Source organism: Nocardia sp. NPDC058244, from assembly GCF_042882065.1.
In the GTDB taxonomy this organism is placed as follows: domain Bacteria; phylum Actinomycetota; class Actinomycetes; order Mycobacteriales; family Mycobacteriaceae; genus Nocardia.
Map to the genome: position 1 here is coordinate 397,505 of NZ_JBHVWX010000001.1, position 22,336 is coordinate 419,840.

Annotated in this window: 17 protein-coding genes; 9 read left to right on the plus strand and 8 right to left on the minus strand. The window is 71.2% G+C overall.

Going from position 1 to position 22,336, the window contains the following annotated elements; all coding sequences use genetic code 11:
- Window positions 1–25: 25 nt before the first annotated feature.
- On the minus strand, window positions 26–2,524 hold the full coding sequence (locus tag ACFVW6_RS01830; RefSeq protein WP_357342192.1) for a LuxR C-terminal-related transcriptional regulator: 2,499 nt from the start codon (window positions 2,522–2,524) through the stop codon (window positions 26–28).
- On the minus strand, window positions 2,517–4,322 hold the full coding sequence (locus tag ACFVW6_RS01835; RefSeq protein WP_378824173.1) for an Hsp70 family protein: 1,806 nt from the start codon (window positions 4,320–4,322) through the stop codon (window positions 2,517–2,519). Before ACFVW6_RS01835 ends, ACFVW6_RS01830 begins: the two co-directional genes overlap by 8 nt.
- Before the next feature lie 283 nt (window positions 4,323–4,605).
- Here ACFVW6_RS01835 and ACFVW6_RS01840 point away from each other — a divergent pair, with 283 nt between their 5' ends.
- From ACFVW6_RS01840 to ACFVW6_RS01850, 3 genes are all read left to right on the plus strand, one after another.
- The gene (locus ACFVW6_RS01840; RefSeq protein ID WP_378824172.1) at window positions 4,606–8,451 is read left to right on the plus strand and encodes an IniB N-terminal domain-containing protein; all 3,846 of its coding nucleotides are present in this window, start codon (window positions 4,606–4,608) and stop codon (window positions 8,449–8,451) included.
- Window positions 8,452–8,468: 17 nt separating this feature from the next.
- Complete coding sequence (locus tag ACFVW6_RS01845; protein ID WP_378824171.1) at window positions 8,469–10,307, plus strand: dynamin family protein; 1,839 nt, start codon at window positions 8,469–8,471, stop codon at window positions 10,305–10,307.
- Between the two features lie 83 nt (window positions 10,308–10,390).
- Window positions 10,391–11,863, plus strand: coding sequence for a dynamin family protein (locus ACFVW6_RS01850; protein WP_355275412.1), 1,473 nt, complete (start codon window positions 10,391–10,393; stop codon window positions 11,861–11,863).
- On the opposite strand, the gene ACFVW6_RS01855 is transcribed toward ACFVW6_RS01850, so the two are convergent.
- The 5 genes from ACFVW6_RS01855 to ACFVW6_RS01875 form a co-directional block, all read right to left on the minus strand.
- Window positions 11,856–12,092 carry a hypothetical protein gene (locus tag ACFVW6_RS01855; protein ID WP_357342198.1) on the minus strand — a complete coding sequence of 79 codons (237 nt, stop codon included), beginning with the start codon at window positions 12,090–12,092 and terminating at the stop codon, window positions 11,856–11,858. The genes ACFVW6_RS01850 and ACFVW6_RS01855 overlap by 8 nt on opposite strands.
- A 61-nt stretch (window positions 12,093–12,153) precedes the next feature.
- Window positions 12,154–12,432 (minus strand): helix-turn-helix domain-containing protein, encoded by a 279-nt coding sequence (locus tag ACFVW6_RS01860; protein WP_378824170.1) that lies wholly within the window; start codon window positions 12,430–12,432, stop codon window positions 12,154–12,156.
- A complete protein-coding gene (locus tag ACFVW6_RS01865) occupies window positions 12,432–12,770 on the minus strand; it encodes a type II toxin-antitoxin system RelE/ParE family toxin (RefSeq protein WP_378824169.1) in 339 nt (112 codons plus the stop codon). The genes ACFVW6_RS01860 and ACFVW6_RS01865 overlap by 1 nt, the downstream gene beginning before the upstream one ends.
- 31 nt (window positions 12,771–12,801) lie before the next feature.
- Window positions 12,802–13,116: a hypothetical protein gene (locus ACFVW6_RS01870; protein WP_378824168.1), complete on the minus strand. Its 315-nt coding sequence runs from the start codon at window positions 13,114–13,116 to the stop codon at window positions 12,802–12,804.
- A 57-nt stretch (window positions 13,117–13,173) separates the two neighbouring features.
- Complete coding sequence (locus ACFVW6_RS01875; protein ID WP_378824167.1) at window positions 13,174–14,862, minus strand: MFS transporter; 1,689 nt, start codon at window positions 14,860–14,862, stop codon at window positions 13,174–13,176.
- 111 nt (window positions 14,863–14,973) lie between these two features.
- Between ACFVW6_RS01875 and ACFVW6_RS01880 the strand changes: the two genes are divergently transcribed.
- The 6 genes from ACFVW6_RS01880 (at window position 14,974) to ACFVW6_RS01905 (ending at window position 21,570) form a co-directional block, all read left to right on the plus strand.
- A complete protein-coding gene (locus ACFVW6_RS01880; protein ID WP_378824166.1) occupies window positions 14,974–15,441 on the plus strand; it encodes a MarR family winged helix-turn-helix transcriptional regulator in 468 nt (155 codons plus the stop codon).
- 262 nt (window positions 15,442–15,703) lie between these two features.
- Window positions 15,704–17,548: a molecular chaperone DnaK gene (gene dnaK, locus ACFVW6_RS01885; protein WP_355274807.1), complete on the plus strand. Its 1,845-nt coding sequence runs from the start codon at window positions 15,704–15,706 to the stop codon at window positions 17,546–17,548.
- Complete coding sequence (gene grpE, locus ACFVW6_RS01890) at window positions 17,545–18,111, plus strand: nucleotide exchange factor GrpE (protein ID WP_378824165.1); 567 nt, start codon at window positions 17,545–17,547, stop codon at window positions 18,109–18,111. The genes dnaK and grpE overlap by 4 nt, the downstream gene beginning before the upstream one ends.
- A 24-nt stretch (window positions 18,112–18,135) precedes the next feature.
- A complete protein-coding gene (gene dnaJ, locus ACFVW6_RS01895) occupies window positions 18,136–19,317 on the plus strand; it encodes a molecular chaperone DnaJ (RefSeq protein WP_355274804.1) in 1,182 nt (393 codons plus the stop codon).
- A gap of 131 nt (window positions 19,318–19,448) precedes the next feature.
- Window positions 19,449–19,796 (plus strand): heat shock protein transcriptional repressor HspR, encoded by a 348-nt coding sequence (locus ACFVW6_RS01900; protein WP_378825622.1) that lies wholly within the window; start codon window positions 19,449–19,451, stop codon window positions 19,794–19,796.
- A gap of 604 nt (window positions 19,797–20,400) precedes the next feature.
- Window positions 20,401–21,570, plus strand: coding sequence for an FAD-binding oxidoreductase (locus tag ACFVW6_RS01905; RefSeq protein WP_355274800.1), 1,170 nt, complete (start codon window positions 20,401–20,403; stop codon window positions 21,568–21,570).
- On the opposite strand, the gene ACFVW6_RS01910 is transcribed toward ACFVW6_RS01905, so the two are convergent.
- Window positions 21,567–22,319 carry an FAD-binding oxidoreductase gene (locus ACFVW6_RS01910; RefSeq protein WP_378824164.1) on the minus strand — a complete coding sequence of 251 codons (753 nt, stop codon included), beginning with the start codon at window positions 22,317–22,319 and terminating at the stop codon, window positions 21,567–21,569. The two genes, ACFVW6_RS01905 and ACFVW6_RS01910, sit on opposite strands and share 4 nt — an antisense overlap.
- Window positions 22,320–22,336: the final 17 nt, after the last annotated feature.

Here is a 22,336-nt window from a genome sequence, read left to right on the forward strand (position 1 = left end):
GGCGACGACGACAGGCCGCGTCGTGTTACACAAGCAGTGAACCGTGTCCCATGGCGCGGAGCATTGACAATAATTCGGATCGTGAGCGCGCGCCTATCCGGCGTCGGATTCGCGCGACGTGATGCTCCACGGTCTTGGCGGAAATGTACAGCCGCGCGCCGATCTCCCGATAGGTCAGACCGAGCAGCACCAACTCGGCAACCTCCCGCTCGCGATCGCTGAGCGCGGCCGTGTCGGGCGGGCGCGGGGCGGGCTGCTCCGCGCCCTGCGGCAGCGGCTGGGCGGCGGGCAGTGGCTGTTCCACCGGCTGCGCCCGCACGCGCACCGAGCGGGCCAGTTTGAGCAGCGTGGTCGCGGTGGCGGAGTCGCCGACGGCGAGCGCGGCCTCGCTGGCCAGGCGGGCGGCGTCCCAGGTGAGACCGAACTCGGCCAGCGCCGACACCGCGGCCTGCACCTCGGCGGCCACCACCTGACCGCGCAGCACGAGCACCCAGGTGCGGCCCGCGTCGGCCAGCGCGGCGGCCTGCTGGTCGCCCGCCGCCGCGGCGGTCTTGAGCGCGTGGGCGTGCGGGAGCAGGTCGCTGGGCGATTCGTCGGCGAGCGCGGCCTGGACGCCGTACCAGTGGAACAGGTTGGTCCAGGCGGGCGCGCGGCCCAGTTTGCGCAGCAATCCGCGGGCCGCGTCGACGAGCGGTTCGATCCGGCGCACATCGCGCAACCGGAGGCCCGCCAGCCACAGTTCGCCGATCGGCAGCAGGCTCAGCAGGTCGGCTTCCAGTTCGTCGAACAGCGGGCTGGCGGCCTGCCACGCGCGGGTCAGCGCCGCGTGGTCGCCGCCGCGCCGGGCCAGGCCGACGGCCAACGCGTGCGCGAGCAGCTGATCGCGCGGTTCGAGCGCGGCGATGTCGACCTCGGCGAGGGTGTTCGCGGCGCGTTGCTCGTCGCCGCCGAGCAGCGCGGCCCAGGCGGTGAGCACGGGCAGCTGAGTGCCCGCGCCCCGGCCCGCGGCGCGGCGCAGCGCGTCGCCCGCGCGGCGGGGTTCGCCGGTGCCCAGGCAGAGCAGGGTGGCGATCGAGACGGCCGAGCAGGGGAGGTAGCGGTCGTCGGTGTCGGTGTTGCCCGCCTGGATCAGCGCGGAAATCGCGGCGGCCGTTCCGGTTCCGTGCGGGTCGAGGGATTCGTGCAGCGCGCCGGCGATGAGCCGCGCGCCCGCGTCGGCCTCGGTCGGTGGCCACAGCTGGGCCGCGGCGGCCATCCGGGTCGCGCCCGCGGTCTCCCCGGCCAGGGTGAGCACCATCGCGGCGGGCGCCCAGTCGGCGCCGACCCGATCGGGTCCGAGCCAGGTGTACAACCCGGCCGCGCGGCTCACCAGACCGCGCCGGGTGAGTACAGCCGCGCAGATACGCACGGCGGCAACGAGATCGGTGGCGGCGATGCCGTCCGCGGTGAGTAGCGGCTGGGCCAGCCGCAGCGCGGTGTCGGCGTCGCCGGCGCGCGCGGCGGCCTCGGCCCAGCGCAGCGCGATCGACTCGACCGGGGTACCCGCGGCGGCCGCGGCCGCGTAGTAGCGCGCGGGCTGTCCCGATTTCTCCGCTGTGCGGCACAGGAATTCGGCCAGGCGCGAGTCGACCACGCCCGACTCGGCCAGGATCAGCGCCGTGCAGTCACGCAGCAGTCCCGCGTCGAGTCGCGCGGCGAGCAGGCGCCGCTGCACCTCGACATAGCGGCGGTCGCCGAGCAGGATGCGCAGCGGGCCGACGGCGGGGGTGAGCAGCAGATCGGCGTCGGTGACCAGCGCGCCCGCTCGCGCGCGGTCGATCAGATCGTGGGCGGTGGCTGTGTCGACGCCGAGCACCTCGGTGAGTTCGGTGGCGTCCAAACCCGTTCCGGTGGCGGCGATCACGAGCGTGTCGAGCAGCTCGGGTTCGGCCGCGTCGAGCATCGATCGGGTCCACGCGGTGATCGCCTCGTCGACGGCGGTCACGCAGGTTTCCAGCGGGGCGGTGCGAGCGGCGGCCAGCGCCGCGACGACGCCGCCGGGAATGCCCGCGGTGAGCTGATGGATGCGCAGCGCGAGCGGCTGCGACACCGCCACCCCGAGTTCCCTGGCGAACGACGCGGTGTCGGCGCTGCCGAGCGCGCGCAGCTCCACCGTGCGGCCGTGCCGCGAGACGATGTCGGACAGGGCGCGTAGTCGGGGATCGTGCGGGCGCGGCTGGGTGGCCAGCACCACCGAGCGGCGGCCGGATTCGATGGCGGCGCAGAGGTTTCGCAGATCGACGGCGCTGTATCGGTGCACGTTGTCGGCGATCAGCACGGCCCGGTCGGTCGCGTCGTCGTGCACCGAGTCGGTCATCGGGATGCCGCGATCGCGCAGATGGGAGCGAACCGCGTTGAGCAGCACGGACTTTCCGGTTCCGGCCCGGCCGCGGATCATCAGCAGCACCGGCTGCTTGTCGGCGGTATCGAGTTCGCGGATGACGGTGCGCGCGCTGGGCAGGGAGTCGAGGGCGATATCAGCCACCATTTCCTCCGAGGATCTGGCCCGGCAGCTGGGTGCCCGTCTCGAGGGTTTCGTCGACCGCGCCGCCCACGCCGTCGAGCAGGTCGCCGGGGTTCACCTTGATGGGCGGGATCGTCGGTCTGGTGGGTGCCGGGGCGGGCGCGGGGGCCGGTGCCGGTGCCGGGGCGGGCGCGGGCGCTGGGGCCGGAGCGGGCGCTGGAGCCGGAGCCGGGGCGGGTGCGGGGGCCTGTTCGGCGGGCTGCTGGGGGGCCGGAGCGGGCTGTCCGGCCGCGGGGGCCGGTGCCGGGCTGTCGCCCGCCTGCGTGCCTGCCGGTGCCGGGCTGCCCGCGGCCGCGGGGGCGCTGCCCGGCGTCCCCGGCTGCGTGGTGCCCGCCTGCGTCTGGCCCGGCGGCGTCGCGGTGCTCGGTGCGCCGGGACGGGTCGGGTCGGCGACGGTCGAGTCGGTGCCGTTGACCGCACCGGGCGCGCCACCCGTGCTGGTAGCGGCGGTGGCGCCGGGCACGGGCGCCCCGCTCGTCGTCGCGACGGGCCCGCTCGGCGTGGACGGGGTGGTGGCCCCGCCGAGCGCGAGGGTGCCGGTGGCCAGCGCGGCCATCGTCACCGCGGCCGCCGCGATGATCGCCGCCCGTTTGGCGGTGAACATCTTGGTGGGGGCGGGTTCGTCCGCCGGGAGCGCGATGTCGTCGACGACCGGTGCCGCCACCGCGGGCAGCGCCACGACGGCGGCGGGAATGGCCTCGGTGGGCACGGAGACCGCGGCCACGTCCAGGGCGATCTCGGCGGCGCCGTGCGCGGTGCAGGACGCGGGGTCGGCGCAGGCGGCGACCGGCAGCCCGAACTCGGTCGAGATCAGCTCGGCGACCAGCGGGATCGCCCCGCCACCGCCGGTGAGCAGCACCCGGCTGATATCGCCCATGGTGAGTCCGGCGCGGCGCACCGCGTCGTGCAGCAGGTTCATCGAATCGAACAGGGTCGGGCGCAGCAGGTCTTCGAGTTCACCGCGGGTCAGCCGGACCTGTGCGGTGTGCGCGGCCCCGAGCAGACCCACCGGGATCACCGTCGCGGTAATTCTGGACAGCTCTTCTTTCGCATTTCTGCAGCGGGCTCGCAAGGCCGATAATTCCGCCTCGACAACGGGGTCGAATGGATCGATATCCTGACCGTCCAGCGCGTTAGCCAGAACATAGCGCATCGTCAGCAGATCGAATTCCGTACCGGCGATCGCCGTGCTGTGCAGGGGTGCGCCGAGCATGCCCGCCTGGTCGCCGGTGCGTAGCACCGTGACCGTGAGGCCGCTCGCGCCCAAGTCGTAGACGGCCAGCGCGCCGTCGTCGAGCAGGCCGTTCTCCATCTCGTAGCGGCGCACCGCGGCCATCGGCTCTGGCACCAGCGTCACCTCGGGCAGGCCGGCGCGGGTGAGCGCCGCGCGCGTCGTCTCGACGGTCGGTTCCGACCACCACGCCGGGTAGCAGGCCACGATGGTCGCCTCGGCGCTCGCCCGGCCGGCCAGCTCGGTGACCAGCGCGTGGGTCGCGGCGGCGACCAGATCGGCCGCGTCGTGGCTGGAACCGTCCTCTGCCAGCAGGTCTACCGGGTCGCCGACCCGGGACAGGTAGTCGTCGACCACGACGCCGCGCGCGTGCTGGGCGGCGTCGGCGAAGCCGGTCGAGCCGTCGGCGCCGAGCAGCAGGGCGCTGTGGTGGGCGCGAACGGTGGTTCCGGACCCGTCGGCCGTCGTGGCCGCGGCGACCGAATTCGCGGCCCCGACGGTAATGCCGAGCGCCAGCCGCTCTGTCATTGGACAACCCCGTTCGCAGGACTTCCGGCGGACCGGAAAAGGTGAATACAGCGAGATCGCCGGGGTGGTCGGCGTCCCACTCGAACTGTCGGTTGCTAGGGGACAGCTGTTACCTGTGCCGGGGGAAGTACGGGGAAATTCCCCTAATCGGCGGTGCGCCCCTAATGGGGGACGCCCCTCGTGAACTAGGTATTCGCCCCGTTACCTGTAACGGCTCGCGGACCTAGCGTGAAAGACATTCCGACGACAACGGATCGCCCATGATCTGGAGGAGCTGATCTCGATGACACCGAATGCGATTCTGGAATTCATCCTCAACCTGCTGCGCGACCCCCAGGCGGCCGCGAGCTACTGCGCGAACCCGTGCCAGGCCCTGACTGTGGCCGGGCTCGACGTGACGCCCGAGGATATTTCCGCCGTCGCCCCGATGGTGGCGGAATCCGCGCTGGTCAGCGGCGGCTCCCAGTTGCAGGCGATCGTCGCGGCCGGCGCCGCGGCCGGCACGACCGCCGCCCTCGCCTCGACGGCCACCGCGGCCGCCGCCGTGACAGCGGCGACCGCCACCGACGCCCAGCTCGGCATCGGCCTCGACGTCGGCCTCGGCGCGGCCGCCTCGGCCGTCGCGGGCGCCGCGGCCCAGGTCGGCGCGGGTATCGAAGCCGCCCTGTCGGCCGTCACCGGCGCGAACGTCGACATCGACACCGACATCGGCGCCGGCGTGAACGTCGGCGGCGAACTGGCCACCGACATCGCCGCCGCCTTCGGCACCGGCATCGGCCTCGACGCCGCAGTAGGCGCGGGCGCCGACCTCGCCGCCGGCCTCGGCGGCGCCCTGAACGGTGCGATCGGCGCGGGCGCCGGCCTCAACGGCGCGATCGGCGCAGGCCTGAACGGCGCAGTAGGCGCGGGCGCCGACCTCGCGGCCGGTCTCGGTGGTGCCCTGAACGGTGCGATCGGCGCGGGCGCGGGCCTGAGTGGTGCGATCGGCGCCGGTCTCGACGGCGCGGTGGACGCGGGCGCCGACCTCGCGGCCGGTCTCGGCGGCGCGCTGAACGGCGCGATCGGCGCCGGTGCGGGTCTGGACGGTGCCCTGAACGGCGCAGTAGGCGCGGGCGCCGATCTCGCGGCCGGCCTGGGTGGCGCGCTGAACGGTGCTGCTGGTGCCGGTGTGGGTCTCGGCGGTGCGCTGAACGGCGCTGTCGGTGCGGGCGCTGATCTCGCGGCCGGTCTCGACGGCGCGCTGGACGGCGCGATCGGCGCCGGCGCAAATCTGGACGGTGCGGTAGGCGCGGGCGCCGATCTCGCCGCAGGTCTGGGTGGTGCGCTGAATGGCGCGGCTGGTGCCGGTGCGGGTCTGGACGGTGCTGTGGGCGCGGGTGCTGATCTTGCGGCCGGTCTGGGCGGTGCCTTGAATGGCGCGGCTGGAGTCGGCACGGGTCTGGACGGTGCGCTGAATGGCGCTGTCGGTGCGGGCGCCGATCTCGCTACCGGTCTCGGCGGTGCCTTGAACGGTGCGGCTGGCGCCGGTGCGGGTCTGGGCGGTGCGCTGAATGGCGCTGTCGGTGCGGGCGCTGATCTTGCCGCCGGTCTCGGTGGCGCCGTGAACGGTGCGGCCGGTGTGGGCGCGGGTCTCGATGGTGCACTCGGTGCGGGCGCTGACCTCGCGACCGGCCTGAACGGTGCGGTCGGTGCAGGCCTCGAGGGTGCCCTGGGTGCGGGCGCGGGTCTCGACGGCGCACTCGGCGCCGGTGCTGACCTCGCTGCCGGTGCGGGCGGCGCGCTGAACGGTGCGATCGACGCGGGTGCCGGTCTCGACGGCGCTGTGAACGGTGCTGTGGGTGCGGGCGCTGATCTTGCCGCCGGTCTGGATGGCGCGCTCGGTGCGGGCGCCGACCTCGCGACCGGCCTCAACGGTGCGGTAGGCGCCGGTCTCGAAGGTGCCCTGGGCGCGGGTGCGGGTCTCGATGGGGCGCTGGGTGCGGGCGCTGATCTCGCGACCGGCCTGAACGGCTCGGTCGATGCGGGCCTCGAAGGTGCGCTAGGCGCCGGGACCGGTCTCGGTGGTGCTGTTGGCGCGGGTGCTGACCTTGCTGCTGGAGTGGGCGGTGCGCTGGAAGGCGCCGTCGGCGGTGCTCTGGACGGCACGCTCGGTGCAGGTCTCGGCGGTGCCGTCGATGCTGGCGCTGACCTCGCTGCCGGTGCGGGCGGTGCGGTGGAGGGCACGCTCGGTGCAGGTCTCGGCGGTGCCGTCGATGCAGGCGCTGACCTTGCTGCCGGAGCGGGCGGTGCTCTGAACGGCGCGCTCGGTGCCGGTCTCGGTGGTGCCGTGGGTGCCGGAACCGATGCTGCCGCCGGTGTGGGCGGCGCCGTAGGTGCGGGCCTGGAGGGAGCGCTGGGTGCGGGCGCTGGTCTCGAGACCGGGCTGGGCGGCGCGGTCGGTGCCGGTCTCGGTGGTGCTGTCGACGCGGGCGCCGGTCTCGGTGCCGGTCTCGGTGGTGCCGTCGACGCGGGTGCTGACCTCGCCGCCGGTGCGGGCGGTGCGCTGAACGGTGCGGTCGGTGCCGGTCTCGGCGGTGCGGTGGGCGCCGGAGCCGATGTCGCCGCCGGTGTGGGCGGGGCGGTGGGCGCCGGTCTCGGGGGAGCGCTGGGTGCGGGTGCTGGTCTCGAGACCGGGCTGAACGGTGCGGTCGACGCCGGGGTCGGTGGTGCGTTGACCGGGGCGGTCGACGCGGGCGCCGATCTCGCGGCCGGGCTGGGTGGAGCTGTGGATGTGGGCGCCGGTGTGGGCGGTGCGCTGACGGGTGCGGCCGGTGCCGGACTCGACGGTGCGCTGACCGGTGCGGCCGGTGCCGGTGGTGCGCTCGGCACCGGGCTGGACACGGCTCTGACCGGGGCCGTCGGTGCCGGTGGTGACTTCACCGCCGGCGTCGACGGCCTGGTGGACGGCGCCGCCGGTCTCGGCGCGGAGGCGGGCGCGCAGCTCGGCGGCGGGCTGAATGCAGGCGTCAGCGGCGCGACCACCGCGGCGGGCGGGCTGGGTGCGGCCGCCTCGGCCGGTGCGCAGGCCGCGGGCAGCCTCGGCGCGGCGGCGACCACCACCGCGATCACCGGTCTCGACGGCGCCGTCGGCGCCGGCGGGGAATTCGGGACCGGCCTGGAGACCGGGCTGGGCGGTGCCGCGTCGGCCGGAACCGGCCTGATCGGCGGCCTGACCGGTAGCGCGGGCGGCGGCTTCGGGCTCGACGGACTGCTCACCGGCGGCGGCGAGGTCTCCTCCGGTCTGGAAACGGGCCTGTCCGCCACGACCGGCGCCGGCTTCGACACCGCCGCGACCCTCGGCACCGACCTGACCACCGGCGCCCAGGCCGGCTTCGGCGGCGCCGTGGATTCCGGCCTCGGCCTGGCCGGTGGCGCCCAGGCGGGCCTGTCGGGCCTCGCGGAAACCGGTGTCGGCCTTGCGGGTTCGGCCGCAGGCGGCGCCCAGGCCGGCCTCGGCGGCTTCGTGGACGCGGGCACGGGCCTGACGGGATCGGTGGCCGGCGGTGCCCAGGCGGGCCTGTCGGGTCTGGCCGAAACCGGTGTCGGCCTTGCGGGTTCGGCCGCAGGCGGCGCCCAGGCCGGCCTCGGCGGCTTCGTGGACGCGGGCACGGGCCTGACGGGTTCGGTGGCCGGCGGTGCGCAGTCCGGCCTCGGCGGCGCAGTGGACGCGGGCACCGGCCTGACGGGTTCGGTGGCCGGCGGTGCCCAGTCCGGCCTCGGTGGCGCCGTCGACGCGAGCACCGGCCTGTCCGGCTCGGTCGCGGGCAGCACGCAGGCAGGCCTGTCCGGCGCGACGAGCTCCGGCGCGCAGCTCGGCGGCACGGTGAGCGGGGCGACCCAGGGCAGCACCGCCGTGACCGGCGACCTCGCCGGAACATCGCACACCGACACGTCGGGCGCGCTCGGCGGCACCGCGCAGGGGGCGGTGACGACCGCGGCCGACACCTGGTCCTCGGTCGATGTGTCCAGTGCGTTCGGCTCCGGCCTGCACGGTTCGGCCCTCGGTGGTGGCGACGCGTCGCTGTTCGGCGAGTCGAGTACTGTCGCCGAGACCGGTGTGGACACCCACACCGACGGACTGTTCCACTGAGCGAAACGGGCGCTGCGATGGGGACTCTCGCACCGAACGCGGTGCCGCTGACGACGGTGTTGACCGACACCGTCGCAGCGGCCCGCGCCGCTGGTCGGGACGACCTGGTCGGGCGCCTGGAGAAGGTCGCGGTCCGGGTGCGCGATCCACGGCACCGGATCGTCGTCACCGGCCAGCTCGGCCAGGGCAAGAGCCGGTTCGTGAACGCGCTGCTGGGGCTGGACGTGTGCCGGGTCGGTGACGACACCACCACCGTCCTCCCGCTGCAACTGGCCTACGGCGAGCAGCAGCGCGCGTTCCTGGTCCTCACCGCGCCGGGCGTCGACGAATCGCGGGTGGAGATCCCGTTCGACGAGATCGGCGTCGTCGACCCGCGCGGCCAGCTGGCCCAGGGCAGGCAGGTGGTGCGGATCGAGGCCGAACTGCCGAACCAGCTGCTGGCCGACGGCGTCGTGCTCATCGACACCCCGGGCGTCGGTGGCCACGGAAACGCGAGCGCCGCAGGCGTTCTCGGCATCGCGGCGGCCGCCGACGCGGTGCTGGTGCTGTCGGACGCCTCCACCGAACTCACCGCCCCCGAGCTCACCTTCCTCCGGCAGATCCGCGAATTGTGCCCCACGGTCGCGGTGCTGCTCACCAAGACCGACCTGTATCCGCACTGGCACCAGGTGCTCGAGGCCGATCGCGCGCACTTGACTCGCGCGGAAACCGACGTCTCGCTGATCCCGGTGTCGGCGTTGCTGCGCGCGCACGCGCTGCGCCTGCAAGACGCGCAGCTCGGCGCGGAGTCGGGCTTCGGCGCGCTCTTCGGCTTCCTGCGCGACCGGGTGGTCGCCCGCGACCAGGTCGCCACCCGTCAGGCGGTCGCCCGCGAATTGTCGTCGGCGGCCGAACATCTGGCGCTCGCGCTCGGCAGCGAGCTGGTCGCGCTGCGTGATCCCGCGCTCGGCTCGGCCGCCGTCACCGAACTCCAGGCGGCGCGCGCGGCCGCCGAGGATCTCCAGCGCCGCACCGCGAGTTGGCAGCAGACGCTGACCGACGGCATCACCGACCTCGTCGGCGACGTCGACCACGACCTGCGCGAGCGCCTGCGCGGCGTCGCCCGCACCGGTCAGGAGTGGATCGACGACCACGACCCCGGCAGGCACTGGGGCGCGATCGCCGAGTGGCTCACCGGCGCCGTCGACACCGCGCTGGGCGACAACCTGCTGCTCACCCATCGCCGGGCCGAACTGCTCGCCGAACGCATCGCCGGTCACTTCGCCGAGGTCGGCGCCGTCGACCTGCCCGATGTCCACACCGGCATGGACGACGAGCGGAATCTGGCCGGCTCGGGTTCCCTGGCCGATCTCGAACCGGACATCGGTTTCGCCAGCAAGGTGCTGGTGGGCATGCGTGGTTCCTACGGCGGTGTCCTGATGGTCGGCCTGGCCACCACCTTCGCCGGTCTGGCCATGCTGAACCCGATCTCCCTCGGCGCGGGCCTGATCGTGGGCGGCAAGGCCTACCGCGACGACAAGACCGCGCGCCTGGCCCGCCGCCGGATCGAGGGCAACGCGGAGGTGCGCCGCTTCCTCGACGACGTGGCGTTCCAGGCGAGCAAGGACACCAAGGACCGCCTGCACCGCATCCACCGTGCCCTGCGCGATCACTTCGCCGGGGTCGCCGAGCGCAGCCTGCGCTCGATCGATGCCTCGCTGCGGGCCGCGCAGGACGCGGCGACGATGGCCGCGACCAACCGGGCCGAGCGCACCGTCGTGCTGGAACGCCAGCTGACCGCCGTCGCGGAACTGCGCCGCTACGCGGATTCCATGCAAGCCGAGCTGGGACGGGCCGACGGTACGGTATCTGGGTGACCCACCGTTTCGACACCGCCGCACCGCAGGCCGCACCCAGGATCCTGGCCGAGGCGCACGAGCTGGTCGGCGCGGCGGCGCGGATGCTCGGCCGGGACGAGTACGCGCGCGCCCTGCTCGCCGAGTGCGAGTACCGCCTGCGGGAGCCGCTGCGCGTCGCCCTGGCCGGCTCGATCAAAGCGGGTAAGTCGACGCTGCTGAACGCGCTGGTCGGGCAGGCTGTCGCCCCGACCGATGCCACGGAATGCACCCGCGTGGTCACCTGGTACCGCGACGGTGCCACCCCCACCGTCACCGCGCACGCCGCCGACGGCGCCCGCGCCAATGTGATCGTGCGCCGCGGCAGCGGCGCGCACGGCCTCACCTTCGACCTGAACGCACTGAACTGGGAGGGCGGGCGCCCCCGCGAGGTCGATCATCTCGAGGTCGGCTGGCCGTCGGCCGCGCTGGCGCAGACCACGATCATCGACACCCCCGGCACCTCGTCGCTGTCGCGTGAGGTGTCGCAGCGCACCGCGCGCCTGCTCACGCCCGCCGCCGCCGGGACCGACCCGCGCGGGTCGGCGATCACGGCGCCCGGCGCGGACGCCGTGGTCTACCTGCTGCGCCGCCTCGACGCCACCGACGTGCAGTTCCTCGAACAGATCGGTGCCGGTGCCGGTGGCGCCGGACCGCTCGGGGTGATCGGTGTGGTGTCGCGCGCCGACGAGATCGGCGCGGGCCGCATCGACGCGCTGCATTCCGCGCGCGATGTCGCGGCCCGCTTCGCGGGTGAGCTGGAGCGAACCGGGTTGTGCCAGGCGGTGATTCCGGTGGCGGGGCTGCTCGCGTTCGCCGCGTCCACCCTGCGGCAGCCGGAGTTCGCCGCGTTCGAGGCGCTGGCCACGGTCCCCGCGGAGGATCTCGGTGTCGCCCTGCTGTCGGCGGACCGGTTCGCCCGCGCCGATATCGCGCTGCCGGTGGCACCGGAACTGCGCGCGCAGCTGGCGGATCGCTTCGGTCTGTTCGGTATCCGCATGGCCACCATGCTGATTCGCCTCGGTGTGCGCGATTCCGCCTCGCTGGCCGCGGAATTGGCCGCGCGCAGCGGAATCGATGAACTGCGCTCGGTGCTCGAGGTCCAGTTCGGCCAGCGCGCCGAGGAATTGAAGGCGCACTCGGCGCTGAGCACCCTGGACCGGATCCTCGTCGCCTACTCCGGCACCGAGGCCGACCAGCTCCGCCCCCGGGTGCGGGCCCGGCTCGCCGATGTCCACGGTTTCACCGAACTGCGTCTGCTCGGCCGCCTGCGCACCGACGAACTCCCGCTGCCCGCACCAGTTCTCGCCGACCTGCATCGCATTCTCGGCGGCGCGGGCGTGGCGGCCCACCTGCGACTCGGCCTCCCGGCCGACGCCGACCTGGAAACCGTCCGCGCCACGGCCTTCAGCGCGGTGCGCACCTGGCGCACCAGGGCCGCGCACCCGCTGGCCGATCAGGCCACCGCCACCGCCTGCCGCGCGGCGGCCCGCAGCGCCGAAGGAATCCTGGCCGAACTCTCCCGCCCGGTCAGATGAAGTACGCGGTCCCCGAGGAACTCCCGGTCCCGTAACCGAGGCTCTTGGCGAACTCCCTGACCGCGATCAACGCGTGCCCCACCGGCCCCGGATCACTGCACGACCCACCCACCGACGAGAACGTGCACCCGTCATCGGCCACCACCCCGGTCTCCGCCGACGCCACCCCAGCGCCCCCGAAAACCACCGCACCACTCACCAGCAACCCACAGATCCCACGCTTCCACATCCCCCGAAACTAACCCACCAACCCACCCACCGCCCTGCCCCCAATCCCCGGGGCACTGGCCTCAGGCAGCGTGCACGCTCAGTTCGATGTGCATCCCGGCGGCCACGACCATGTTCACCAGTGCGTCCAGGCTGAACAAATCGATCTTTCCCCGGGTCAGGTCGGAGACTCGCGGCTGGGTCACGCCGAGCCGTTCGGCCGCGACGACCTGTGTCCAGCCCGACGCCTCGATATGTTCGGTCAACGCGCTCATCAGCCGTGACCGCAGCCGCATGTTCTCGGCTTCCTGTGGGGTGTCCTCGATCGCATCCCACACGCTGTCGAACGTCTCGTTCGCCATCAGCGTTCTCCCTTCCTGCTCGCACCACCGGCCTGTGCGTACCGCTTCGTCGCCAGGGCCAGATCAGAAGCCGCTGTCTTCTGAGTCTTCTTCTGAAAGCAGTGCAACACAAGGATGCGGTCAGCGAGTCTCGCGAGGTAGATGACGCGGTAGGCGCCGGAATCCTCGCGAGCCCGAATCTCGCATACCCCGAGTCCGACGGACCGCATAGGCCGCCAGTCCGTCGGTTCGAGGCCGCGTTGGACGCGATCGAGTTGGTAGCCGCACTCGCGTCGTGCATCGAGCGGGAACTCGCGCAGGTCGTCGAGCGCTGTGCCAACGAACTCGATTCGCTTCACCGAACCAAGTATATAAAAACTTGTATATCGGTCAACGGTGAGCCTGGCCCCGGAAGAGGGGGACGACTTCCTCGGCGAGGTACTGCTCGACCTCTCGTCCGGCGCGCTTCGCGGCGATGATCGCCGTCCCGCGTTCCTCGGCCTTGGCTGTCAGTATCTTTCGGGATTCCGATTCCACACCGCCGCCCATGACGAACATCCGGACCCGCTCCCGGTCGAGGATGGCGAGGGCTTCGTCGTCCTCGGTCGCGCCGAGGGCGTGGATGTCGACGGTGGTGAGGTAGGCGGTGGCGGTGTCGACGACGCGACGGCTGCGGCCGACGATCAGCAGATCCACGGTGTACATGTGCTTCCTCCGATCGGGAGCGGGTGGGCGCGCTGTCCCGCACGCCCACCCTGGGTTTCATACCGTGACGATTTCCGGTTCGGGGTCGAGTGGGCGCTGTTCCAGCTTGGCCTCCTTCGGTAGCGCGAAGAATCCGAGGCACACCAGCAGCAGGATGCCCATGCCGTAATACAGCGTGTACCGGAAGGTCTCGGCGAAGTTCACCGCGTTGGCCTCGGCCCCGGCGTCGGCGAGCAGCCGCGAGACCTCCTCGCCGCCAGGAAGATTCGTCGGTGGCAGGCAGCTGTCCGGCACCACGGTCGGATCGGCCTGGGCCGAGCGGTCGCCCACGCACGCCCCGAACCCGGCGACGATCTGGTCCTGCACCGACACCGGCACGCCGTCGGCGGCCAGCTCCGCGCGGATCTGCGGCGTCACCGCCGCCACGCCCCGGTCCGAATCATGGTCGAGCACAGTGAAGAACAGCACCCCGACGAGTGCGACACCGAGCGCGGTCCCCAGCTGCTGCCCGGTGTTGAGCAGTCCGGACGCCGAGCCGGCCTCGCGCAGCGGCACTTGGCCGAGCAGCAGGTCGATGGTCGGCGCGACCACCATGCCGAAGCCCGCGCCGGTGACGATCAGCGGCAACACCATCTGCCACGAGGCGAACTCGCTGCCGTAGCGCACGGCCATCGCACCGTAGATCCCGAACCCGGCCGCGTTGATCAGCGCGCCGATGATCAGTACCCGGCGCCCGAACCGCGCGGCCAGCACGCCCACCGAGACGCCGGCGCCCACCCCGGCGCCCACCGCGAAGAACACGGCGGTGAGTCCGGCGCGCATCGGCGTCCAGCCGAGCCCGGCCTGCATGAACAGCGTCCACACCAGGAAGAACCCGCCCATGCCGATCCAGAACAGCAGCCACGAGCCGAGGCCGACGGCGAACGGCCGGGACCGGAACAGTCCGAGGTCGACCAGTGGCGAGCGCCCGGCCCGCGTCAGCGATCGCTCATAGAGGAGGAAGGCCGTGAACACGCCGGCGGCGGCCGCCATCATCGCGAAGGTCCACGCGGGCCAGCCGAGCCTGCGCCCCTCGGCCAGCGGGAACACCAGCAGCAGCACCGCGGCCATGGCCAGCACCATGCCGACCGGATCCAGCTTCGGCGTGGCGGGCGACTTCGAATCCGACATCACGAACCAGGCCGCGACGAACGCGGCGATGCCGACGGGAATGTTCACCAGGAAGATCGTCCGCCAGCCGAGGCCGAACAGATCGGCCTGCACCAGGATGCCGCCGAGGGCGAGCCCGACGGCCGAGGCCGAGCCGCCGACGCCGCTGTAGACGGCGATCGCCTTGGCCCGCTCCTCCTTCGGGAAGGTGGTCTGGATGATCGCGAGGATCTGCGGCACCATCAGCCCGCCCATCGCGCCCTGCGCGAATCGGGCCGCGATCAGCACATCCGGGTCGGTGGCGAGTCCGCACGCCGCCGAGGCGAGGGTGAAACCGGCCATGCCGAGCAGGAAGACGCGTTTGCGTCCGTAGATGTCGCCGAGCCGTCCGCCGGTGATGAGGACGGCGGCGAAGGCGAGGACGTAGGCGGCGATGATCCATTCGATCTGCGAGTACTCGGCCCGCAGATCGCTCTGGATGCTCGGCACCGCCACATTGACGATGGTCACGTCGAGCAGGTCCATGAACCCGGCGGCGAGCACCACCGCGAACGCGATCCAGCGGCGCGGGTCCGCTGTGGTGGTTGGGGAAGTCACGGGTGGTCTCTCTTCTGGTCGGTGGTGGAGACCTCTCAAACTATGCACCTCAAGTGATAATCACACAAGAGTGCAATCACTACTCGTGCATGGATTGGGTATCCTCGCTGTGTGACCGATGCCGCCGCCCCGCTGTCCGCCCACGCCGCCTTCCTCGTCGGCCAGCTGGGCTTCCATACCGCGTACCGGTTCGCCGACCTGCTCGCCCCGCTCGACATCAAGCCCCGGCATTTCGGCATGCTGAAGCTGCTCGGTCAGCACGACGGCCGCACCCAGCAGGAACTCGGCGAGGCGCTCGATATCCACCGCAACGTGATGGTCACCCTGGTCGACGACCTCGAGGCTCGGGGCCTGGTCGAGCGTCGTCGGCACCCCACCGACCGCCGCGCCCACGCTGTCTACCTCCTCCCCGCCGCCCACGCCCTCCTGGCCCAGGCCGAAGCCGTCGTCGAATCCCTCGACGCCGAACTCCTCGCCCCCCTCGCTCCCGACGAGCGGGCCACCTTCCTCGATCTCCTCCAGCGCACCGCCGCGGGCAACGGCCTGCGTCCCGGCATCCACCCCGGCCTCACTCGCTGACGGAGGTCTCCAGCCGGTCACGATGTGGTGTCGGGTGCTGCGGTTGAGCGAGGTCGGCGCAAGAATGGCCCGGGGTCGGGAAGTTTTTTCGGGCGGCGGGAATGAATCGCCGCAGCTGCTGGTTGTGCAGATCGACAACATTGAGCGTGTGTCACTCAAGTCTGGGTTGACTCGGGATGGATCTCGAGGGCAGGATTGAGCCCACCACACTCAGTGTTACTGAGACTGTTACCCCCAAGTTCGTCAAACAGGAGGAATCACTATGGCTCGTGCGGTCGGAATCGACCTCGGGACCACGAACTCTGTCGTCTCCGTTCTCGAAGGCGGCGAGCCGGTCGTCGTCGCGAATTCGGAAGGCTCGCGCACCACCCCGTCGATCGTCGCTTTCGCGAAGAACGGTGAGGTTCTCGTCGGTCAGCCTGCCAAGAACCAGGCCGTCACCAACGTCGACCGCACCATCCGCTCGGTCAAGCGCCACATCGGCACCGACTGGAACGTCGAGATCGACGACAAGAAGTACACCCCGCAGGAAATCTCCGCGCGCACGCTGATGAAGCTGAAGCGCGACGCCGAGGCGTACCTCGGTGAGGAGATCACCGACGCGGTCATCACCGTCCCGGCCTACTTCGAAGACGCCCAGCGTCAGGCCACCAAGGAAGCCGGCCAGATCGCCGGCCTGAACGTGCTGCGCATCGTCAACGAGCCCACCGCGGCCGCGCTCGCGTACGGCCTGGACAAGGGCGACAAAGAGCAGACCATCCTGGTCTTCGACCTCGGTGGCGGCACCTTCGACGTCTCGCTGCTGGAGATCGGCGAGGGCGTCGTCGAGGTCCGCGCGACCTCCGGTGACAACCACCTCGGTGGCGACGACTGGGACGAGCGCGTCGTGTCCTGGCTGGTCGACAAGTTCAAGGCGTCCTCGGGCATCGACCTGACCAAGGACAAGATGGCCATGCAGCGCCTGCGCGAGGCCGCCGAGAAGGCCAAGATCGAGCTGTCGTCGAGCCAGTCGACCTCGATCAACCTGCCCTACATCACCGTCGACGCGGACAAGAACCCGCTGTTCCTCGACGAGCAGCTGACCCGCGCCGAGTTCCAGAAGATCACCTCCGATCTGCTGGACCGCACCCGCGCGCCGTTCCAGTCCGTGATCAAGGACGCCGGCATCAACGTGGCCGACATCGACCACGTCGTGCTCGTCGGTGGCTCCACCCGTATGCCCGCCGTCTCCGACCTGGTCAAGGAACTGACCGGTGGCCGTGAGCCGAACAAGGGCGTGAACCCGGACGAGGTCGTCGCCGTCGGCGCCGCCCTGCAGGCCGGTGTGCTCAAGGGTGAGGTCAAGGACGTCCTGCTGCTCGATGTCACCCCGCTGTCGCTGGGCATCGAGACCAAGGGTGGCGTGATGACCAAGCTCATCGAGCGCAACACCACCATCCCGACCAAGCGCTCGGAGACCTTCACCACGGCCGACGACAACCAGCCGTCCGTGCAGATCCAGGTCTTCCAGGGCGAGCGCGAGATCGCCTCGCACAACAAGCTGCTCGGTTCCTTCGAGCTGACCGGCCTGCCCCCGGCCCCGCGTGGCGTGCCGCAGATCGAGGTCACCTTCGACATCGACGCCAACGGCATCGTGCACGTGACCGCCAAGGACAAGGGCACCGGTAAGGAAAACAAGATCAAGATCCAGGACGGCTCCGGCCTGTCCAAGGAAGAGATCGACCGGATGGTCAAGGACGCCGAGGCGCACGCCGCCGAGGACAAGGCCCGCCGCGAGGAGGCCGAGACCCGCAACCAAGCCGAGTCGCTGGTGCACCAGACCGAGAAGTTCATCAAGGACAACGAGGACAAGGTCCCGGCCGACATCAAGTCCAAGGTGGAAGAGGCCATCGCCGAGGCGAACACCGCCCTGGCCGGCACCGACATCGCGGCCGTGAAGACCGCGGTGGAGAAGCTGGCGACCGAGTCGCAGGCCCTGGGCCAGGCGCTCTACGAGTCGCAGGCCGCCGACGCCGCCGCCGAGGGCAACGGCGCGGGCCCCGCCGATGACGACGGCGTCGTCGACGCCGAGGTCGTGGACGAGCCGGTCGACACGGAGAAGAAGTGACCGAGGCCAACTCCGAGCAGGAGCTGATCGAAGACATCGTCATCGATGGCGACTCCGCCGCCGACGCGGCGGCGGAGCCGTCCACCGACGGCGAGGCCGAAGCGCCGGTCAGCGACGAGCTGGCCGAGCGCACCGCCGACCTGCAGCGGTTGACCGCGGAATACGCGAACTACCGCCGCCGGGTGGAGCGGGATCGTCAGGCGAACATCGACGCGGCCAAGGCCGCGGTGGTGACCGAGTTGCTCGGTGTGCTCGACGATCTGGACCGGGCCAGGGCGCACGGCGACCTGGAGACCGGCCCGCTCAAGGCCGTCGCCGACAAGCTCGAGACCGCGCTGACCAAGCAGGGTCTCGTCGAATTCGGTGGCGTCGGTGACCCGTTCGACCCCACGCTGCACGAGGCCGTGCAGCACGAGGGTTCGGGCGCGGATCCGGTGATCGGCCTGGTCATGCGCAAGGGCTATCGGTTCGGCGACCGGGTGCTTCGGCACGCGCTGGTCGGGGTAACCGATGCCGAGGCCGTGGGGGCATCGGATTCGGATGCCGACGGCGACACTCAATAACAACTCGAGAGGAGGAGATGCCCGGTGAGCCAACGGGAGTGGATCGAGAAGGACTTCTACAAGGAGCTGGGTGTCTCCTCCGGCGCCTCGCAGGACGAGATCAAGAAGGCCTACCGCAAGCTCGCCCGCGACCTGCACCCGGACTCCAACCCGGGTGACACCAAGGCCGAGGAGCGGTTCAAGGCGGTCAGCGAGGCCAATGCCGTGCTGTCGGATCCGGCCAAGCGCAAGGAGTACGACGAGACGCGTCGCCTGTTCGCGGGCGGCGGCGGGCGCGGCTACGGCGGCGGCGGGTTCACCCCCGGCGCCGGCGGCGGCTTCTCGCAGGACTTCAACATCGGTGACATCTTCGGCCAGGCCGGCGGCGCCGGTGCGGGCGACGGTGGGCTCGGCGATCTGCTGGGCGGGCTGTTCAACCGGGGCGGCGCGCGGGGCGCGAGCCGTCCGCGCCGTGGCTCCGATGTGGAGACCGAGACGACGCTGGGCTTCCGCGAGGCGGCGCAGGGTGTCACCGTTCCGCTGCGGATGACCAGTCCGTCGCCGTGCACCACGTGTCACGGCAGCGGCGCCAAGCCGGGCACCAGCCCGCGAGTGTGTCCGCACTGCAACGGTTCCGGTGTGGTCAGCCGCAATCAGGGCGCGTTCGGTTTCAGCGAGCCCTGTGACGACTGCCGCGGCACCGGGTCGATCATCGACGACCCCTGCACCGACTGCTCGGGCACCGGCATCCAGAACCGGACCCGCACCATCACGGTGCGGATTCCGCCGGGTGTCAGTGACGGGCAGAAGATCCGGCTGGCCGGGCAGGGCGAAGCTGGCCTGCGTGGGGCGCCCTCGGGCGACCTCTACGTGACCGTGCACGTCAGCCAGGACAAGGTGTTCGGCCGTCAGGGCGACGACCTCACCCTGGTGCTCCCGGTGAGCTACAGCGAATTGGTGCTGGGGACAACTGTTTCCGTGCCGACGCTGGACGGCCGGGTCGGCGTGAAGGTGCCGCCGGGCACCGCCGACGGGCGTATCCTGCGGGTACGCGGTCGTGGTGTGCCCAAGCGCGGCGCGGCGGGCGGCGCCGGTGACCTGCTGGTCACGGTGAAGGTCGCGGTTCCGCAGAACCTGGACTCCGACGCCACCGATGCGCTCAAGCGCTATCAGGAGGCCGAGCGGGCCGGTGGCTTCGATCCGCGTGCGGGATGGGCGGGTGCTTGATGGCCCCGCGCATCGAGCTCAGCGCCCGGAGGAGGTAGCGCAGCGTGACCACGGAGGGCGTCGGGAGAGGCGCAGATCAGGATCGGGCTCCGAAGTCCGCGTCGGGTGGGACCTCGCGTGCCGAGTTCTTCATGATCTCGGTGGCGGCTCAGCTGGCGGGTATGCACGCGCAGACGCTGCGCACGTACGACCGGCTGGGTTTGGTCACCCCCCAACGCACTTCGGGTGGCGGACGCCGGTACTCGGCCCGCGACGTCGAGCTGCTGCGCGAAGTGCAGCGGCTGTCGCAGGACGAGGGCGTCAACCTCGCCGGCATCAAGCGCATCATCGAGCTCACCAATCAGGTGGAGGCGCTGCAACAGCGCGTCGAGGAGATGAGCGCCGAGCTGGAGCAGTTGCGGGCGGGCTACCGGCCCGACCTGTCACCGCCCCAGCGCAGCACCGCGCTCGTGGTCTGGCAGCCACGGCACCGACGCTGAGTTCCATGTTTCGACCGGGCCCCCGGTTCGCGATCCGCTCCCGCGGTCGCGGGCCGGGGGCTCGGTCAATCCCCGGCGACCGGCTGGTGATTCTCCAGCAACCTCTTTATTCGTGATCTTGCTCCGGGTGTCACCCGGTGCAACGCTGTGAGGTGGGGATATATCTCGGAACCATCACGGAAGTTTGCTGGAAGGACGCTGAATTCGGACCAATCGGAGCCTGTTTCCGCAGGAGAATCCCGGCGCTCCGACCCACCCTTCCCGCGTGTCGCGGCACGGCGCGTCGGATTTCGGGGCCTCGGATTCGTAGCGGAAGGGTCGCTCTACCAGGCACATCGGTGCGGGATTGATGCTTTTGCGGGCAAGATCAGCAAAGTGTGAGGTAGCGTTCACCCGTCTTTAACGATCTTGAGGTATGTTTTCAGGTGATACTGATGAGTACCGTATGGTTTTTAGAGAATTACACTCGTGATGTTTAAGAGTACGATTACGAAGCTGGCAAACCTCGCCTAGACTTCTCGCATCGGCTGCTGACGAGTGTCCTCCCAGCCCGTCACTCGCCGGCGCGGCTAGCGTTCGATGGCGAAACGAGGTTGTGACACATATGGATTCGCGGACTGTCGCTTTGATCCGAACTACGTTCAAGGCGGTTGCTGCGGAAGACGGTGGGCCCGAGAAGCTAGCCAGGTCGTTCTACTCGATCCTGTTCACGGACTATCCCGGCGTCCGCGACTACTTCCCGGCCGCCATGGACTCCCAGCGTGACCGGCTCGTCAAGGCGATCTCCTACGCACTCGACCGGCTGGAAGAGCCGGACAAGCTGCTTCCCTTCCTGGCCCAGCTCGGGCGCGATCACCGCAAGTACGGCGTGCAACCCGCGCACTACGTCGCGGTCGCCAACTCGCTGAAGTCGGCCATGCGCCAATTCGCCGGCACCGAGATGTGGACCGACGAGGTCGCCAGCGCCTGGGACGAGGGTCTGGCCACCATCAGCGGCGCGATGATCAGCGCCGCCGACAAGGAGACGACGCCCGCCGCCTGGAGCGCGACCGTGGTCGAACGCCGGGAGGTGCTGCGCAATCTCGCGGTCATCCGGGTGCAGCTCGATCAGCCGATGCAGTACGCGGCGGGCCAGTACCTCAGCGTCCAGGTGCCGGCGCGGCCCCGGATGTGGCGCTACCTCTCCCCGGCCAACCCCGCGAACGCCAACGGCGAGATCGAGTTCCACGTGCGCAGCGTGCTCGGCGGCTGGGTGAGCCCGGCCATGGTCTCGCACACCACCGTCGGCGACCAGTGGCTGCTCGGATCGCCGCTCGGCGGGCTCGGCGTGCCCCGCAACACCAAGCGCAAGATGCTGATGGTCGGCTGCGGCACCGGCATCGCGCCGCTGCGCGCGCAGATCATGGCGATGGCCCAGCGCCGGGTGAACCCGAAGGTCCACCTGTTCGTCGGCGGCCACCACCCCTGCGACCTCTACGACCTGCAGGTCCTGAGCCAGCTGGCCATCGCCAACAAGTGGCTCACCGTCACCCCGGTCAGCGAGAGCGACGAGAACCCCTGGTGGTTCTACGATTCCGGCGAACCCCAGGCCGAACTCCCCGGCCTCGAACCCCGGATGACCGGCCAGATCGGCAAGGTCGTCGCCAGCTACGGCCCCTGGGCCGACCGCGACGTCCAGATCGTCGGCTCGCCCTCCATGGTCCAGACCACCAAGTTCCGCCTGATGGCCGCGGGCACGCAGGCCAAGTCGATCCGCCACGACCCCCTGTTCTAGGCCCCCTCGGCGGTGATGTTCGCCGGGGGAGTGCCGGATTCGATCAGCCGGTCGACCGTGGTGCGGACCATGGCGGGGGAGCCGCAGACCAGGACCTGCTGACCGAACGGGCCGTGCGCGGCGGCCACATCCGCGAGCGTGCCGTGCAGCATCTCGGCGGGGGCGAAGCCGATGTCGACGCGGGAGTGCTCGTGCCATTCGTCGCGGATCGACGGATCGTCGGGGCTCTCGACCACGGGAATCACCGTCAGCCAGGGCAATTCGCCGGACAGCAGGAACAGCATGTCCGAGGCGTAGAGGTCGCGCGGGGAGCGGCCACCGTAGAACAGGTACGTGCGCGGCGGATTCTCCCGCCGGGCCAGCTCGAGGATCTGGGCGCGCATCGGCGCCAGACCGGTCCCGCCCGCGATCATCACCACCTCGGTGGCCTCGGGATCGACGTGGAAGACGCCGTAGGGCGCGTTGATCCGCCACTGATCGCCGGGCTTGGTGTCGGCGACGATCGAACTCGAGCACCAGCCGCCGGGCACCGTGCGCACGTGGAATTCCAGCTTGCCGTCCAGCGAGGGCGGCAGCGCGGGGGAGAGCCTGCGCCGCACGCCGGGATGCTGGGGCACCTCCACCTCGACCGAACCGCCCGCCGCGAACGGCACGAAGTCGCCGATCAGCCGGATCACGGCGATGTCGTTGCGCAGACGGTGGTGGCCGACGACAGTCGCCGTCCAGGCCGGGGCGGGAATCTCGCTCATCGGTCTCTTTCGCGAAA